The following is a 16978-nucleotide window of genomic DNA, read 5'->3' on the forward strand; positions in this document are numbered from 1 at the left end:
TTACCCTTTCGCCGCGGGGCTTCACAGAAACGATCGGCTACGCCACGACCCGGTTTCGACCGAAGGCCTTGCCCTCATAGAGCGCACGGTCGGCATGCTCATACAGCTCGTAGAGCTTGCCCAGCGGCATGTCTACCGTCGGACAAACGCAGGCCACACCAATGGACATGGTGACCACGGGAGCGGTCTGGGATGTTTCATGCTGAATCGCCAGCGCCTCCAAGGCAGAACGCAGGCGCTCGGCACAATGACGCGCCTCCAGGTCGGTGACCCCATAGAGCAGCACAGCGAACTCCTCGCCACCCAGGCGCACCGCCATGTCCAGCGGACGCCTTGCAGTGTCCTCCAGCACTTTGGCAACCCGTTGCAGCGCCTGGTCGCCAGCCTGGTGGCCATAGCGATCGTTGTATGCCTTGAAATGATCGACATCACACACCAGTAGGGCCAGGCCTTGCTCGTCACGCTGGGCCTGACGCCAGAGCCGCTCCAGCTGCCGGTTGAAACTACGCCGATTGAACAGCCCAGTGAGGCTGTCACGATCAGCTAGCTCGCGCATCAGACGGCTGATGAGAAAGTGCTCCCGCGACTTGAATTCCAGCAGGTAGCATCCGACTGCACCGGCCAGGTTGCCGAAGAGCAGGAACAGCAGATTGTTGATCAGGCGCGGTGCGGGCAAACCGGCCCAGAGTTCGAGCGTTACATAGCAACAGAGGATCACCAACGAGGCCGCCAGCGCCTCGACCAGCCGCAAGCCGACCAGGAAGTAGGCGGCCATGCACACCAGCAACAACCCTTCATACGGGAAGTTCGGGTCGGTTCGGTGGGCAATCGCCACCACGGCGCCAGCGCCAATTCCCAGGGTGCAGATGCAGACCAGGCTCAAGGGCGCAAGCAGATGCCGGTGACGATGCTGGATCATCAGGAAACCACACGCCAGCAGGAGGCCCAGCACACCGAGCCTGACGGCCAGCATCGCCCAATGCGCATCGGTGGAGACGAGGTAGAAATCGATGACCGCGAACGCGAGCCAGATTAGCAAGCCGACGCCCAAGGCAATCCGCTTGAGGTCGAAGTTCTGCTGCAGGAAGTAATCGCGGTATTCGCCTTCCAACGACCGCGCGAAACGTAGTCGGCGGAATCCAACAGCCAGTTGGTCGGCGTATGGGTTGGGATGTACATCGTCCAGCCAGGCATTGTTGTATGTGTGGTTCACGTCCACCTCTTCTGTCGGAGGTCGACTTGCACATTAGCTGCTAGGGAGGAGCGTCACAAGTTTGTCGCTCTTGACCGTCATGAATCTGGCACAACCCCGAAGCACGAACGCTTGCGGGCGACCCCTCCCCAGGGGGGGTAGAAGGAGCAGCCAGGCGGTTTTGAGAAGGGGCTGCCCCGTCAAACCTCGAACTCGGCCTGCAGCGCAGCGCGTACGCAGTGCAGCACGCCCTCGGGTACCCGGCCGGCGAACAGTTCTGCAACCGCGGCCACAGGTGGCAACTCACCTTCACCATCAAGGAACGTATCCTGGATTTCACCCAGCAGCTCTTCCGGCAGATCGAGGGCCTGTTCCAAGCTCAACTGCTGCTCGCTGATTGCCTCTGCCAGTAGGCCGTAAACGTTCTTCTCGGTGCAGTTCAACTGACGGGCGATCTGCGCCGGTGTCATACCGGCGCGGGCCAGGCTGGTCAGCTCGTGGCGCAGGTCAGCTACGGCCTTTGGCAGCTCGCCGGCACCATTGAGCACTTCGAGGAATGCCTCGCCGTAGCGCTCCAGCTTGCGCGCCCCTACCCCGCTCACCCGCGCCATCTCGGACAGGCTGCGCGGTCGGCTGCGCAGCATCTCGAGCAACGTGGCATCTGGGAAGATCACATAGGGCGGTACGCTGTGCTCCTCGGCCAGCTTGCGCCGCAGGGTGCGAAGCGCTTCCCACTGCTCGCGCTCCTCACCACGCACCAATTGGCTGGCAGCGCTCGCGGCCGGTTTCGGCGCCTTCGCGGCGAGGTCACGACGCAGTTCAAGATTCACCTCCCCTCGTAGCAGCGGCCGGCAGGAGTCGGACAGGCGCAAGCCTCCGAAGCCTTCCAGGTCGACGTCCGCCAACCCGCGCGCCACTAATTGGCGGAACAAGGTGCGCCACTCCCCCTCAGAGAGTGCCTTGCCCATGCCGAACACAGAGAGATGCTGGTGCCCTGAGCTGCGGATCTTCTCGTTGTCACGCCCCAGAAGCAGGTCGACCAGGTGGCCAACACCGTAGCGCTGCCCGCTGCGGTAGATAGCCGAGAGCGCCTGGCGCGCAGGTTCGGTAGCATCCCAGGTCTGCACACCGTCGACACAGATGTCGCAATGCCCGCATGGCTGCGGCAGTTCCTCATCGAAATAGGCCAGCAGGACCTGGCGGCGACAACGGGTTTCCTCGCACAGCGCCAACATGGCATCGAGCTTATGCTGCTCGATACGCTTATGGCGCTCATCGCCCTCGGAGTTACTCAGCATCTGCTTGAGCAACAGCACATCCTGCAGTCCATACGCCATCCAGGCGTCCGCTGGCAGCCCATCGCGGCCAGCCCGGCCGGTTTCCTGGTAGTAAGCTTCCAGGGACTTCGGCAGGTCGAGGTGGGCGACGAAGCGCACGTTGGGCTTGTCGATGCCCATGCCGAAGGCGATGGTCGCTACCATGATCAGCCCTTCTTCATTAAGGAAGCGCTTCTGGTGATTGGCACGCAGTTCGTTGGACAGGCCAGCGTGATAAGGCAGCGCCGGGTAGCCCTGCTCGGACAGGAAGGCCGCGACCTCGTCCACTTTCTTGCGCGACAGGCAATATACGATGCCCGCATCTCCACGGCGCTCGGCGAGAAAGCCCAGCAACTGCTTGCGCGGCTGATCCTTGCCGACGATGCGGTAGAAGATGTTCGGTCGGTCGAAACTGGACAGGAAACGCTCGGCATCCTGCAGGTGCAGGCGCTGGACGATCTCATCGCGCGTGCGCATGTCTGCCGTGGCGGTCAGCGCGATGCGCGGTACGTTCGGGAACAATTCGGCCAATTGGCCCAGCTGCAGGTATTCCGGGCGGAAGTCGTGCCCCCACTGGGACACGCAATGCGCCTCGTCGATGGCAAACAGAGCGATGTCCAGGCGTTGCAGGAAGGCCAGCATGCGGGGCTGCACCAGGCGTTCCGGCGCCAAATATAGGAGCTTGATCTCGCCTTGGCGGATGCGATCGGCGATATCGCGCTGCTGGTCGGCGGACAAGGTGGAGTTGAGCGCCACAGCTGCCACCCCCAACTCGTCAAGCGTAGCAACCTGGTCCTCCATCAAGGCAATCAGTGGCGACACCACCACCGCCAAACCTTCGCGCAGCAAGGCCGGCACCTGATAGCAGAGGGACTTGCCACCACCGGTCGGCATCAGCACCAGGGCATCGTTGCCCAATGCGACGCGTTCGATGATCGCAGCCTGATTACCGCGGAAAGCGTCATAACCAAATACGTCTTTGAGGATGCGCTGAGCCTGATCGAGCATGGGGGTCTCCGGAACAAGCCGGGCATTATACGTCAGCCACGCAGGCAAAACGCCCACGCCCATCGCTATGCCTTTTGCCGCGCGCCTCGCACTCGACTAGAATTCAACGTCGATTATTCCTCAAGGTAGTCCCACGATGTCCTTCGCTGAGCAACTGTCCCGCCTGCAAGCCTTTCTCGATGCTGATGAGCTGCACGAGGAGGCTCTGGACTATGTGGCCGCCCACGGCTACCTGACCGCCCTGTCGATCTGCCCAGACCAAGTGCCCGAGCGCGAATGGATCGACGCCCTGTTCGCCGAGCCGCCGCACTACCGCGACGACGCCGAGCGCGACGAGATCGAGGCCACCTTGCTGCAACTCAAGGCCCATATCGCTCGTCAGCTGGCCAGCGATGAGGACCCCGAGCTGCCATGCGACCTTGACCTGGGTGATGATCCGGACGACTCCGACCTGCGTGGCTGGTGCATCGGTTTCATGGAGGGCGTCTTCCTGCGCGAAGAAACCTGGTTCGAGGATGCCGAAGAGGAAGTCAGCGAGCTCTTGCTGCCGATCATGGTCGGTTCCGGCCTGTTCGACGAACAACCCGAGTTCGCCGATATCGCCAAGGACCGCCATCTGGTAGACGAAATGATCGAGCAGATTCCTGAACTGCTCACCGCGCTGTTCCTGCTCTGCCATGCTCCCGAAGAGAAACCGGCCCTGCTCAAGCCCCGTCACCACTGAGGGCCAGGCGCGGATGGCGCACCGCGATATCGTGATGCTGCGCCATCCGGCGCTGCGTGTAGCCCTGCTCTGCATAGGCTGGCTCAGCGTCGTCCTGGGAGTGATCGGCATTTTCGTGCCGGTACTCCCTACCACTCCGTTTCTCTTGCTGGCTGCGGCGTGCTTCGTGCGCAGCTCCCGCCATTTCTATCAGTGGCTGGTCGACCATCCTCATCTGGGCCCTTGGATTCAGGACTACCTCGAAGGTAATGGCATCCCACTCAAGGGCAAGGTCTATGCGCTCACGCTGATGTGGGCAAGCATCACCCTCTCCTGTTATCTGGTGCCCATGCCCTGGGCCCGCGCGTTCATGCTTACCAGCGCGGTCCTCGTGACTATTTACATCCTGCGCCAGAAGACACTTCACAACAGCTGATAACGCCCACTTGGCCGGCGGCAAAACTGCGCAGGTCCGCCTAGACTCTCTGAATTCCCGATGGAGAGGTGGTTGATGCGGCTGAGGCGGCTTGCAGACGGATTGCTGCGACCTTCGCAGCGGGCATGGCCCATAGCCAGTCTGCTGCTCGGCCTGCTACTCACCCTGGCCAGCCTCTCGGCCAACTGGGACTTCACGCTGATCCTGAAAAACGCGGAGAGTCGCTACGGCGAGCTAGGCCCGGCCAAGTCACGCATCCTCGCCTGGAGTGATCTGATCCAGGGAAGTGGTGAGCTGGCGGAGAGCGACAAACTCCGCGCTGTGAATAGCTTCTTCAATCAGCAGCTGCACTTCACCGATGATATCCGCACCTGGCGCTCCAACGACTACTGGGCCACCCCTGTCGAAGCCCTGGTCAAAGGCGCGGGCGATTGCGAGGACTACTCCATCGCCAAGTATTTCACCTTGCGCCGCCTCGGCGTCCCTGCCGAGAAACTGCGCATCACCTACGTCAAAGCCTTGCGCCAGAACCAGGCGCACATGGTGCTCACCTACTACAAGAGCCCCACTGCCGACCCGCTGGTCCTGGACAACCTGATCGGTGAAATTCGCCCCGCTTCGCAACGCAACGACCTGTTGCCGGTGTATGCCTTCAATGCCGAAGGCCTTTACACCGGCAGCAAACGCGCCGGGGACACGAAAAAACTGTCGCGCTGGCAAGACCTGCTGAAAAAGATGCGGGCCGAAGGCTTCGCCATAGGAGAGGGATAGCGTATGTCGTTACTCAAGCAACTGTTCCTGGCCATCTGCCTGCTCCTGGGGCTGGCCTTTGCAGGGAGCTTCATCGCCGGCGTGGAAAGCTCCCGCGAGCAGTTGCTGAGCCAGTTGCGCTCCCACGCCCAGGACGCCGCCACCGCCCTCGGCCTGTCGATGACACCGCATGTGGACGACCCGGCAATGATCGAGCTTATGGTCAGCTCGATCTTCGATAGCGGCTACTTCGCCAGTATTCGAGTAATAAGGATTTCCGACAGCAGCCTGATCGCCGAACGGCGCACCACAGTCACTTCGGACCAGGTGCCTGATTGGTTCGTGCGCCTGGTGGATATCCAACCCCAGGGCGGGGATGCGCTGATCATGCGCGGATGGGAGCAGGCAGCGCGAGTCGAGGTGGTAAGCCATCCTCATTTCGCCCTAGCCAAGTTATGGGATAGCGCGGTGGGTAGTCTCCTCTGGCTGCTGCTCTGCGGCCTGGTCAGTGCCCTGATCGGAGGGTGGCTGCTGCGCACGCAATTGCGTCCGCTGGACAACATGGTCCAGCAGGCCCAGGCCATCAGTCGCCGCGAGTTCCTTACGCTCAGCCGGGTGCCACGGACACCGGAACTGAAACGCGTGGTGCTGGCCATGAACCAGATGGTCGACAAGCTCAAGGCGCTCTTCGCCGAAGAAGCTGCCCGCAGTGAACGGTTGCGCGAGGAAGCCTATCAGGACAGCCTCACGGGCCTCGCCAACCGCCGCCAGTTCGACATCCACCTGGCCAACCACCTGGTGCCCAGCGAGCAGAACGCTGCTGGTTATCTGCTGCTGCTCAGAGTCAACGACCTGGGCGGGTTGAACCAACGCCTCGGCGGCCAGCGCACGGACATGCTGATCCACGACATTGGCGAACAGTTCAAGGATTTGCTCAAGCGTTCAGGCTCACCTGACTGGCTGGCCTCGCGCAGCCGCGGCGGTGAGTTCGCCCTGATCGCCCCCGGCATGGTCGATGAGGACGCCGACCGGATCGCCACGGAGCTCAGCCAGGCCCTTCAGTCCCTTTACAGCACCGGTGCCAGCGATTGCACGCCAGTGGCCCATCTCGGAATCGCTGCGTTCCGGCCCGGTGAGGAGGCCGTCAGCGTCATCGGACGCGCTGACCAAGCCTTGGCGCAGGCCTCGCAGAATCCCGACAAGCCCTGGGAACGCCTGGACGACTTCGACGCCGGCCACGGGCAAAGCCTGCACAACTGGCACAACTGGATCGACGAAGCCCTGAACAAAGGCAAGCTGCAACTCTACTTCCAGCCAGTCAGCAGCTGTGTCGAAATCAACGCTGTCCTCCACCACAAAGTGCTCGCCCGCCTGCTCGACCCGCAAGGCGAAGCCATCGCGGCTGGCCGCTTCCTGCCCTGGATCGAGCGGTTCGGCTGGGCTGCGCGCTTTGACCTGGCCATGCTGGAGCATGCGCTGACACATCTCCAGCAATACCCGGCGCCGATAGCCCTGAGCCTGTCTGCCGTTAGTCTGCGTGACAGCGCCAGCCGTGAGCGCCTGCTCGCGTTACTGAAAGCCCATCCCAAATCCGCCGCGCTGATGACCCTGGAACTGGACGAGCGCCACCTGCCGCCAGCCGCCGAACTGGAGCAACTCAGCCAGTCCATTCGTGAAACTGGCTTCAACCTCGGGCTGCAGCACTTCGGAGGCCGCTTCAGCCTGATTGGCAACCTCACGCACCTGGGATTGGCCTACTTGAAGATCGACGGGACGTACATCCGTGCCATCGACAAGGAAGGCGACAAGCGCCTGTTCATCGAAGCGCTGTTCCGCGCCACCAATAGCATCGACCTGCCACTGATCGCGGAGATGGTGGAAACCGAGGGCGAGTTGGAGGTCTTGAGGGAACTGGGAATACAGGGAGCCATGGGCAGGTTGGTCGGTAGCCCCGCACCTTGGCAGGGTTGATCCAGCCGCTCACCTGTCTGGCAACTGATGCGGTTATGAACCTGGCTCTGTTCGCCTGAGCTATTGCCAACAACACGCAGTTGGGGCGCGGAGCCATGTCGAGTGAGCCTTAGCCCAGGATCGAAATGGCTGGCGGGCTGAAGCGGAGCGTCGCCCTTGGGACTGCTCGGGATGCACCTTTCAACCGGGCAGCCACCAGCTCTCGCAAGCGAAATCAATGGTGGCCGCTCCGGGCATAGCGCGCAGTGAGCCCGCTACACATCCACCTTCAATGCGTTGTCGTCGAGCATGTTGGTGATGATGGTGGCCTCATTGGTGGAGCTGTAAAGCGCCGACAGGTCCACATTGTCCAGGACTACCTGCTGCTCCACCGGCCCATCGACAGCCGTTTTCACGGACACGCTGGTGGTGGTTCCGCTGAAGGCAAAGTCCAGGTAGTTCTGCAACTCGGCCGGATTCTCGCCCACGCCGCTCAACAGGTGAGACAGGTCAAGGACATCGGAGTTGACGCCATTGGTGTCTACGGTGAAGTCGGTAATGTGGTCGACACCGCCTCCCAGCTCTCCGGAGTCCCAAATGAAAGTATCCTTGCCCGCGCCACCGGTCATGGTATCGGCGCCCAGGCCTCCCACCAGCCAGTCGTCGCCATCGCCACCGATCAGGGTGTCATTGCCAGCAAGCCCCGCCAGGAGGTTATCGCCGCTATTGCCGATCAGGGTGTCGCCCTGGGCCGACCCCGCCAGGTGTTCGATGTTGATCAGGGTATCGCTACCTGCACCACCGGTGTTCTGCGCCGCCGTGGTGGCGAGGCTCACAACTACCGCGCCAGTGGCATGCATGTAGCTGACCATATCCCCACCACCCAGACCATCGAATACGTCATTGCCCCCTGTGCCCTGCATGACCTCGTTGTCCGAGGTCCCGGTGAAGAAAGATCCACCGACGATAGCCACCTCAAGCACTTGCGGACTGGAGGTATCACCATCGGCATCGACCAGCGAGAAGCCGAAGTCGAGATTGGTAACTTGGGTTTTGGTCTGGACATTGACCAAGCCGATGTCGACGAACTTGATCACATCCTGGTCGGCGGTATCCGCCACTGACCCTGCATTGGCCTCGAACGCCACCAGGGACGCCAACGCCAGCGACGAGCCGCCGGCGAGTCCGGTGTTGCGGTTGAGGTTGATCCCGTAGCCGGTGATCGCTTCTGTTGAAGTCAGCAACTGCGCACCGTAGATAAGGTAGTTCTCTCCAGCTGCGTTGTAGTCGTTCGCTTCGATGATAACCACGCCGTCACTTCCATCGGCGAAGGTGATGCCATAGGGATTCGCTTCACCTGGCAGGTAGATGTCGGCGTAGTCGACCACGATTGCCCGGGTGGTGACCGAGTTGTCGTCCGGGTCAACCATTTTCAGCAAGACCACGAAGTCTTCCTTGCCGGTCAGTTGGTCGAGCTTCAGGTACATGCCACTGGCTCGCGCATCCCCCGGGCCTGGGTTTTGATTGTTACCCGGGCTGGTGCTGTAAAAGTCCATATTGAGCACTTCGCCCGTCTGCACGGTGGCGCTGTCCACGCCATTGGTATTGCTCGAGATGCTGACCCAGGCTTGCTTGGCCGTGAATACATCGCCTGCAGAAAGCGTCGTGTCGCCGCCTGTCGTGCTCAGAGGGGTTTGGCTGGTATGAGCGCCCCCTGTGAACCTCACATAGAAATCACCCGACAGTTTCGAAATGACGATCTCGGGCTGCGAGGGGGAACTACCGACCAGGTTGTAGCTTTCCGTGCTCAGGGTATTGCTGGTGGTAACCGAGGTGAAGCTCTCGATCGGTGCGTCCAGCTTGATGGTGTAGGTGCCCGCTACTTTGTCGAACGTCAGGGTACCTGTGGCCTGGCTAAGTGGGGTGTTGGCCAACAGTGGATCGGGATCGTAGCTGAACTGAACCCTGAACACCGCCTGGGTTCCACTCTCCGAAAGCCAGGTCACGGAGGCTGCCGAAATGAGCGCCGTACCGACGGTCCCAGTGAGGGAAATGGCCGAGAAATCGGAGTTGGAGGCGCTGTAGGTCGTCCGGGTATCAGCACCGATGGTGTAGTCGAAAATACCGGTACCGCCTGTGGCCGGGTTACTGGAGTTGGCGTACACGAGATCGCTGCGTTCCAGGACAACCGGGCCATCGTCGTTGACCAGGATGGTCAGGGTTGCCTCGGGAGACACATCGTTGTCCGAGTCGGTCACCCGCACCTTGAATGGGTCGAGGGCCTGGTCAGCAACACCACGATCCGAGTCGCCATCGACCACCGAGTTGTCTGTGTGGTCCAGGGTGTTGTCGCTCAGCGTGTACTGCCAGCTGCCGTCGGGGTTCACCGACAGCACACCGTACTGGCCATTGACCAGGGTGTTGTTGCTGGTGATCGCGATCCAGTTGCCATCCTTGTCCTGCACTTCCAGCAGTTTCACGCTGTCATTGCCGGTCTGGATCACGAACGCACCGCTGGTGGTCAAGGTGCCGCCGCCACTGCCCTCTGGCAACGCCGACTCCCAAACCATGTCGCAGTCGCCGTTGACGTCCGGCGTGCTCACGGTCGGGGTCGAGTCCGGCCCGACACCAATGCAGAGTTCGGCCTGCGACTCATCACCATCGGCGTCGCGGATGGTGTAGAGGATGATCGCCTCGCCCTCGAAGCCCGCCGTCGGGGTAAAGGTCAACGCTCCGCCCGGCAGGAAACTCAAGGTGCCGCTGCCACTCGTGAGTTGTGCCGCCACCAGCAAAGTCGGCGAATCCGCACCGCGCGTGTCGTTGGCCAGCACGTTGACGGTTACGGCCGTGTCTTCAGGCGTGTAGCCGCCATCGTCTCTGGCCGTCGGGCCGTCGTCGTTGACCTTGATGGTCAGCATCGCCTCCGGCGACACATCATTGTCCGAGTCGGTCACCCGCACCTTGAATGGGTCGAGGGCCTGGTCGGCCACACCACGGTCCGAGTCGCCATCGACCACCGAGTTGTCGGTGTGGTCCAGGGTGTTGTCGCTCAGCGTGTACTGCCAGCTACCATCGGGGTTCACCGACAGCACACCGTACTGGCCATTGACCAGGGTGTTGTTGCTGGTGATCGCGATCCAGTTGCCATCCTTGTCCTGCACTTCCAGCAGTTTCAGGGTGTCGCCACCCGTGGTGATCTGGAAGGCGCCACTGGTGGTCAAGGTTCCTCCACCGCTGCCATCGGCCAGCGCCGATTCCCACACCGTATCGCCATCGCCATTGACGTCCGGCGTGCTCACCGTCGGGGTCGAGTCCGGCGCTACGGTGATGCTCAGCGTTGCCTGCGATTCGTCACCATCGGCATCGCGGATGGTGTAGAGGACGGTCGCCACGCCTTCGAAACCCATCGCTGGGGTAAAGGTCACTGCGCCATCGGGCAAGAAGCTCAGCGTGCCGCTACCACCCGTGAGTTGCGCCGCCACCAGCTGGGTCGGAGTATCCGCACCGCGCGTGTCATTGGCCAGCACGTTGACGGTCAGCACCGCGTTTTCATCCGTAAGAGCACCATCGTCTACCGCCGCAGGCCCATCGTCGTTGACCTTGATGGTCAGCGTCGCCTCCGGCGACACATCGTTGTCCGAGTCGGTCACCCGCACCTTGAATGGGTCGAGGGCCTGGTCGGCCACACCACGGTCCGAGTCGCCATCGACCACCGAGTTGTCGGTGTGGTCCAGGGTGTTGTCGCTCAGCGTGTACTGCCAGCTACCATCGGGGTTCACCGACAGCACACCGTACTGGCCATTGACCAGGGTGTTGTTGCTGGTGATCGCGATCCAGTTGCCATCCTTGTCCTGCACTTCCAGCAGTTTCAGGGTGTCGCCACCCGTGGTGATCTGGAAGGCGCCACTGGTGGTCAAGGTTCCGCCGCCGCTGCCATCGGCCAGCGCCGATTCCCACACCGTATCGCCATCACCATTGACGTCCGGCGTACTCACTATCGGAGTCGAGTCCGGCGCTACGGTGATGCTCAGCGTTGCCTGCGATTCGTCACCATCGGCATCGCGGATGGTATAGAGGACGGTCGCCACGCCTTCGAAACCCACCGCCGGAGTAAAGGTCACTGCGCCATCGGGCAAGAAGCTCAGCGTGCCGCTACCACTCGTGAGTTGCGCCGCCACCAGCAAGGTCGGTGAATCCGCACCGCGGGTGTCGTTGGCCAGTACGTTGACCGTGACCGCCGTATCTTCAGGCGTTGTGTAACCGCTGTCGTCGACTGCTTTTGGCAGATCGTCGACGATCTCGATGCTGACATTGGCCGTGGCACTCGCCTGGCCATCGCTGACCGTCACGGTAAAACTGTCCGCTTCCGGCCCGGCGCCATCAGTGGTGACTTCGGTGAGCGTGTACATGAAGCTGAATGTGCCCGTGCCGGGGTCGAAGCCGGTCACCTGCACAGTGCCGTGAGCGGTAGCAAAGCCTTGCCCCACCAGGCTGCCAAGACTCACGACAGTGAGGTCTAGCGTGATGCCGCCCACGCTCAGGCTCTCCAGGTCCCGCAACCCATCGGCATCGCTGACGGTAAAGGTCCCGGTGGTCGTCGTGCTGCCATCATTCGCAGCGGAGCCCCCCTCCAGCCCACGCTCGAAAACCTGGACCAGCTCCCCGGCGCTGTTCGGCGAGCTGACGACCACCCTCGGGCCATCATTGCTGCCGGTAATGGTGACGTTCAGAAAGGCTGAGCTCTGGTCTCCATTTGCGTCCTGAATGGTGTATCCAACGGAGACTTCTCTGGTCTCCCCGTCCATCAGCCCCTCCAGATCAGGCATTCCTTTACCGAGCACGAGGTTATAGCCGCCATCAGCGCCCAGTGTGAGCACGCCAAAGGGGGTCGAAACCAGCAAGCTGCCATTGGGTCCGGGAACAGCGTTCTCGAAACCGTTCCAGGAGACGAATTTCAAGGGCAGGTCAGGTCCGCTGTCATCGTTGTCCAGCACATTGCCCTGAACGCCGTCATGGTCCTCCGACACCGAGCGGCCATCGTTATTGGCCACCGGTACACCGTTTACGGGAACGACGGCAGTCTCAGGTTCTTCGTCTGCACCGATAATGGGCTCAGGATCGGGGAACAGCGGCACGAAACCGATAGGACCGGTAGGGAAACCAATGGTGGGGTCCAGCGCCCCGCCTACCTCACCGAGCAGCACGAATGAGTGGCCGCCGCCTGCCGAGCTCGCTCCTCTGGCGCTGCCAGGGCCGGCTGCTGTTGCCTCGGCAACCTGGGTCGGGTCGACGCCCGCCTCGATCGCTGCTTGCAGCTGCAGGGCGTCAGTCAGGTCCTGTTCGCTGGGTACGGTCGGAGCGGCCTCACCAGCCGATCCTTCTGCAGGAGTGCCCGCCAGCATGGACGTATTGAGCGGCATGCTGCTGTCACGGCCCAGGGTCAGCTCCTGGCCATTATCCAGGACCACCGCCACTGCACCGGTTGGCCCCGTGACCAGCTGCTCCCCTACGAATACCCGATCACCTTCGCTGAGTAGCCGACGGGTTCCGTCGCCTGCAACCGCAAAGACCTCGCCAATGACCTGTTTGACGATCCCGAATGCCCTAGCCATGCGTCATCCCTCCGTACCGCTGCTGTCAGCCAGACAGCGCCGAATCCCCATACACAAGGGTCGCAGCACCTTCTGAACCTGACGGTACGCGAAGAAGAAACGCCAGAGGGCCGAAAAAGAACGACGTCGAAGGGGATATCGTCAAAAAACCGTCAATCACCTTGACACCGCACTACTCCATCAAAGGGTTTCCGCCCTGAGCATTTCTTAAACTGTGCCTGACCTTGATTCGCATACCCGAAGCGGGCCATAGGCCTCAAAAAACGGGAGCTACTGGATCTGAAGATGTCGTGATTTCCGACGAGCGCATAAGAATGTTTCGAGATATGGCTTGTTCCAAATTCTTCTTAGCTTGGCCAACAGATGTTCTTAGCTCTGTTGTTACAAGCCTGAAACGGTTTGCTAGTGAATTACGCCAATTTTATGGCGACAGGAACCAGAGAATTGAACAAGGAGAAATACCCAAAATGCGTAGATTCAGCCCTCTGTGGAGCAGCATCCTGTTGGCCATGGCATCTACTCAGATCAACGCCATGACGCTCTCCGAAGCGATTCAGAGCACCTTGGACAAACACCCGGAACTTCAGGCGAGCGCAAGCGATCGCCTGGTTGCAAATGAAGAAGTCAAAGTGGCGAAGGGTGGATACCAACCGACCGTCGACCTGATAACCGGTATCGGTAGAGAGCAGTCCGACAGCCCCACTACGCGAGCCCTCGGCGACCACAACAAGGAAACCCTGAACTTTCGTGACGCCGAACTGCGTCTGCGGCAAATGATCTTCGACGGATTCAACACACCGAACGAAGTCGAGCGCACCAAGGCCGTCGTCAACTCACGTGCTTACTTCACCCTGGGCACTGCCGAAAGCCTGGCCCTGCGTACCGTCGAGGTTTATCTCGACGTGCTCAAGCGCCGCGAGATGGTGACCCTGGCCCGCAACAACCTGCAGGCACACCAACGCATTCACGACCAGATTCGCCTGCGCAGCGAGCGTGGCGTAGGGAGCACCGCCGACTTCGACCAGGCCGAGGCACGCCTGGCGCTGGCCAAGAACAACCTCTACACCGAAGAGGTCAACCTGGCCGATGCCGAGGCCAGTTTCTTCAGCGCCGTTGGCGTACCTGCAGACGAGTTGGTGTCGCCGGCCACCGTCAAGGGCGAAATGCCCGCCGATATTCTGGCAGCCCGTCAGGGAGTGATGGAAAACAACCCGCTGCTCAAGTCCGCCCAGGCTGATGTGCAAGCTGCGGAGAAGCAGTATGAATCCGCCAAGTCTCCTTTCTACCCACGACTTGATGCCGAGTTGGCCACCACGGCTGACGACAACGTGCAGGGCGATGAGGGTCACTACAACACCTGGCGAGCCGGAGTGGTGATGAACTACAACCTGTACAACGGCATGCGCGACAAGGCCCGACTGCAGGCCGCCGCGTACCAGATCAACCAGTCCATGGACATCCGCAACAACGCACTGCGGGTACTCAACGAGAACCTCATGCTGGCCTGGAACGCCATGGAAAACGCCCGCAAGCAGACGCCGGAAGCCCGTGCCTATGCCGACTATACCGCCCGGGTCCGCGAGGCCTACCAGCAGCAGTTCAGCCTCGGCCAACGCACTCTGCTCGACTTGCTCGACAGCGAGAACGAACTTTTCACCGCCAACCGTCGCTACACCGACGTGCGCTACACGGAAGAGTTCTCCATGTACCGGGTCTTTTCCGCCATGGGCGACCTGCTGCGCCGGCAGAATGTCGTAGTACCTGCCGAAGCCGTAGCCCTCACCGAGGTGAAGAGCGAAGCCAAATTGCCGGACATGCAGTGACTTCATCAGGGAGAGTCAGCCGGTGACCAGCATGGAACGGACCGACCCACCGATCGACCCGAGGCAGAGTCATGACGACCCGCTGCTCGATGGGCTGCTGATTCTCTGCCGGCTGCACGAGTGTGCGGCAAGTCGTGCCAGCCTCACCGCCGGTCTGCCCCTGCCAGGGCAACGTCTGAGCGCTGAACTACTGACACGCGCGGCGGCGCGCGCCGGGCTCCAGGGTCGCCTGCTGCATCGCCAGCTGACGGCCATTTCGCCCCTCAACCTGCCCGTCCTGCTGCTGCTCAAAGACGGTCGTAGCGCCGTACTCCAGCAATGGGCCAAGGATGGACGCGCACTGATCCTCCCCTGTGAGGCCGACGGTGGGGAGCAGTGGGTGGAGCCGGAGCAACTGGCCCTCGAGTACAGTGGCCAGGCACTGTTCGCCCGCCCTCGCCATGAACTGGAAGAGGCCCGGCACCCGCTGGTGCCGCGGGTACAGGCCTGGTTCCGCGACACCCTGAAACTGTCCCGCTGGCTCTATGCCGACGCCATGCTGGCCAGTCTGTTGATCAACCTTCTGGGCATGCTGGTGCCGTTGTTCGTCATGCAGACCTACGACCGCGTCGTGCCCAACCAAGCCACTTCGACGCTTTGGGTGCTGGCCATCGGCTTGTTGATCGGCACCGGCTTCGACTTGCTGCTGCGTGTCCTGCGCGCCCACCTCCTGGATAGCGCCGGGAAGAAGACCGATGTCGTGCTCTCGGCCACGCTCTTCGAGCGCATCACCGGCATGTCGATGAAGGCGCGGCCGGTCACGGTCGGCGGGTTCGCCCAGAGTATCCAGGACTTCCAGGGACTGCGGGAGTTCCTCACTGCAGTCACCCTGACCAGCCTGATCGACCTGCCCTTCTCGATCCTCATGCTGGCAGTGATCGGGTTGCTGAGCGGCTGGCTCGTGGTGATCCCGATCCTCGCCTTTCCGCTGACCGCGCTCTTCGCCTTCATCATCCAGTCCAGGCTGCGAGACACGGTACAACGCAGCCTGGCCCTGGGCGGCGAACGCCAGGCCCTGCTGATCGAGACTCTCTCCGGCCTTGAGACACTCAAGGCCTGGGGCGCGGAAAGCGAGCGACAGCATCACTGGGAACGCACCCATGGTGCCCTGACCCGGCTCGACAGCCACGCCAGGTTCCTCTCGGCCCTGGCCACCAACGGCACACTGTTCATGCAGCAATTCGCCGGCCTCGCGATGATCGTCGCCGGTGTCTACGGCATCATTGCCGGCAACCTCAGCGTCGGCGCCCTGGTTGCCTGCTACATGCTCAACAGCCGAGTGCTCGCCCCCCTCGGACAAATTGCCGGGCTGATCACGCGCTACCAGCAAACACGCGCGACCATGAAATCCACCAATGCGTTGATGAACCTGCCGCAGGAACGCGAATCGAGTCAGCGTCCCCTCGAGCGTGCGCAGATCAAGGGCAACCTGGAGCTTCGCGACGTCGAGTTCAGCTATCCGGGGCAATCGACGCCGGCGCTTTCACATCTCAACATCAAGCTCGCCGCTGGCGAAAAGGTTGGCATCATCGGTCGTAGCGGCTCGGGCAAAAGCACCCTCGCGCGGCTGATCCTCAACTTCTACACACCCGACAAGGGCCAGTTGTTACTGGATGGAATCGACCTGCGGCAACTGGATGTCGCCGACCTGCGCCAACACATAGGCTATGTCAGCCATGACCTGCCGCTGCTGGCCGGCTCACTGCGCGACAACCTGACCCTCGGCGCACGCTATGTCAGTGACGAGCGCATGCTCGAGGTGGCCGAGTTGACCGGTGTCGCCGACCTGGCTCGACAGCACCCACAAGGCTATGACCGTCCTGTCGGCGAACGCGGCCAGTTGCTCTCCGGCGGGCAACGTCAGACAGTCCTGCTCGCGCGAGCCTTGCTTCTCAACCCACCTATGCTGGTACTCGACGAGCCCACCAGCGCCATGGACAACAGCAGCGAAGATGCCGTCAGGCGACGTCTGCAAGACTGGGCAAGGACCAAGACACTGATTCTCATCACCCACCGAACCTCGATGCTTGCACTCGTCGACCGCCTGATCGTGCTGGATAACGGCAAGATCATGGCAGACGGTCCCAAGGACTCCGTCATCGACGCCCTGCGCAAAGGTCGGATCGGCCCGGCAGCAGGATGAGGAGAC

Annotated in this window: 9 protein-coding genes; 6 read left to right on the forward strand and 3 right to left on the reverse strand. The window is 61.7% G+C overall.

Annotated elements, in window-relative coordinates; translation table 11 throughout:
- Positions 1 to 37: 37 nt before the first annotated feature.
- Together OXH74_RS22105 and recQ are read right to left on the reverse strand one after the other, a co-directional pair.
- Positions 38 to 1213 carry a diguanylate cyclase domain-containing protein gene (locus OXH74_RS22105; RefSeq protein WP_375738873.1) on the reverse strand — a complete coding sequence of 392 codons (1176 nt, stop codon included), beginning with the start codon at positions 1211 to 1213 and terminating at the stop codon, positions 38 to 40.
- Between the two features lie 179 nt (positions 1214 to 1392).
- Complete coding sequence (gene recQ, locus OXH74_RS22110; protein WP_375738874.1) at positions 1393 to 3516, reverse strand: DNA helicase RecQ; 2124 nt, start codon at positions 3514 to 3516, stop codon at positions 1393 to 1395.
- A gap of 136 nt (positions 3517 to 3652) precedes the next feature.
- On the opposite strand from recQ, the gene OXH74_RS22115 reads away from it, so the two are divergent.
- The 4 genes from OXH74_RS22115 (at position 3653) to lapD (ending at position 7376) form a co-directional block, all read left to right on the forward strand.
- Positions 3653 to 4240 carry a YecA family protein gene (locus OXH74_RS22115; RefSeq protein WP_215380145.1) on the forward strand — a complete coding sequence of 196 codons (588 nt, stop codon included), beginning with the start codon at positions 3653 to 3655 and terminating at the stop codon, positions 4238 to 4240.
- A gap of 13 nt (positions 4241 to 4253) precedes the next feature.
- A complete protein-coding gene (locus OXH74_RS22120) occupies positions 4254 to 4655 on the forward strand; it encodes a YbaN family protein (RefSeq protein ID WP_375738875.1) in 402 nt (133 codons plus the stop codon).
- A gap of 75 nt (positions 4656 to 4730) precedes the next feature.
- The gene (gene lapG / locus OXH74_RS22125) at positions 4731 to 5426 is read left to right on the forward strand and encodes a cysteine protease LapG (RefSeq protein WP_375738876.1); all 696 of its coding nucleotides are present in this window, start codon (positions 4731 to 4733) and stop codon (positions 5424 to 5426) included.
- Between the two features lie 3 nt (positions 5427 to 5429).
- A complete protein-coding gene (gene lapD, locus OXH74_RS22130; protein ID WP_375738877.1) occupies positions 5430 to 7376 on the forward strand; it encodes a cyclic di-GMP receptor LapD in 1947 nt (648 codons plus the stop codon).
- 254 nt (positions 7377 to 7630) lie between these two features.
- Here lapD and OXH74_RS22135 read toward each other — a convergent pair whose 3' ends face one another.
- The gene (locus OXH74_RS22135; protein ID WP_375738878.1) at positions 7631 to 12967 is read right to left on the reverse strand and encodes a retention module-containing protein; all 5337 of its coding nucleotides are present in this window, start codon (positions 12965 to 12967) and stop codon (positions 7631 to 7633) included.
- A gap of 467 nt (positions 12968 to 13434) precedes the next feature.
- Here OXH74_RS22135 and OXH74_RS22140 point away from each other — a divergent pair, with 467 nt between their 5' ends.
- Together OXH74_RS22140 and OXH74_RS22145 are read left to right on the forward strand one after the other, a co-directional pair.
- Positions 13435 to 14790 (forward strand): TolC family outer membrane protein, encoded by a 1356-nt coding sequence (locus OXH74_RS22140; protein WP_375738879.1) that lies wholly within the window; start codon positions 13435 to 13437, stop codon positions 14788 to 14790.
- Positions 14791 to 14812: 22 nt separating this feature from the next.
- The gene (locus OXH74_RS22145; protein ID WP_375738880.1) at positions 14813 to 16972 is read left to right on the forward strand and encodes a type I secretion system permease/ATPase; all 2160 of its coding nucleotides are present in this window, start codon (positions 14813 to 14815) and stop codon (positions 16970 to 16972) included.
- The last annotated feature ends 6 nt before the right edge of the window (positions 16973 to 16978 follow it).

This window comes from Metapseudomonas boanensis (assembly GCF_042232855.1).
Taxonomy (GTDB): domain Bacteria; phylum Pseudomonadota; class Gammaproteobacteria; order Pseudomonadales; family Pseudomonadaceae; genus Metapseudomonas; species Metapseudomonas boanensis.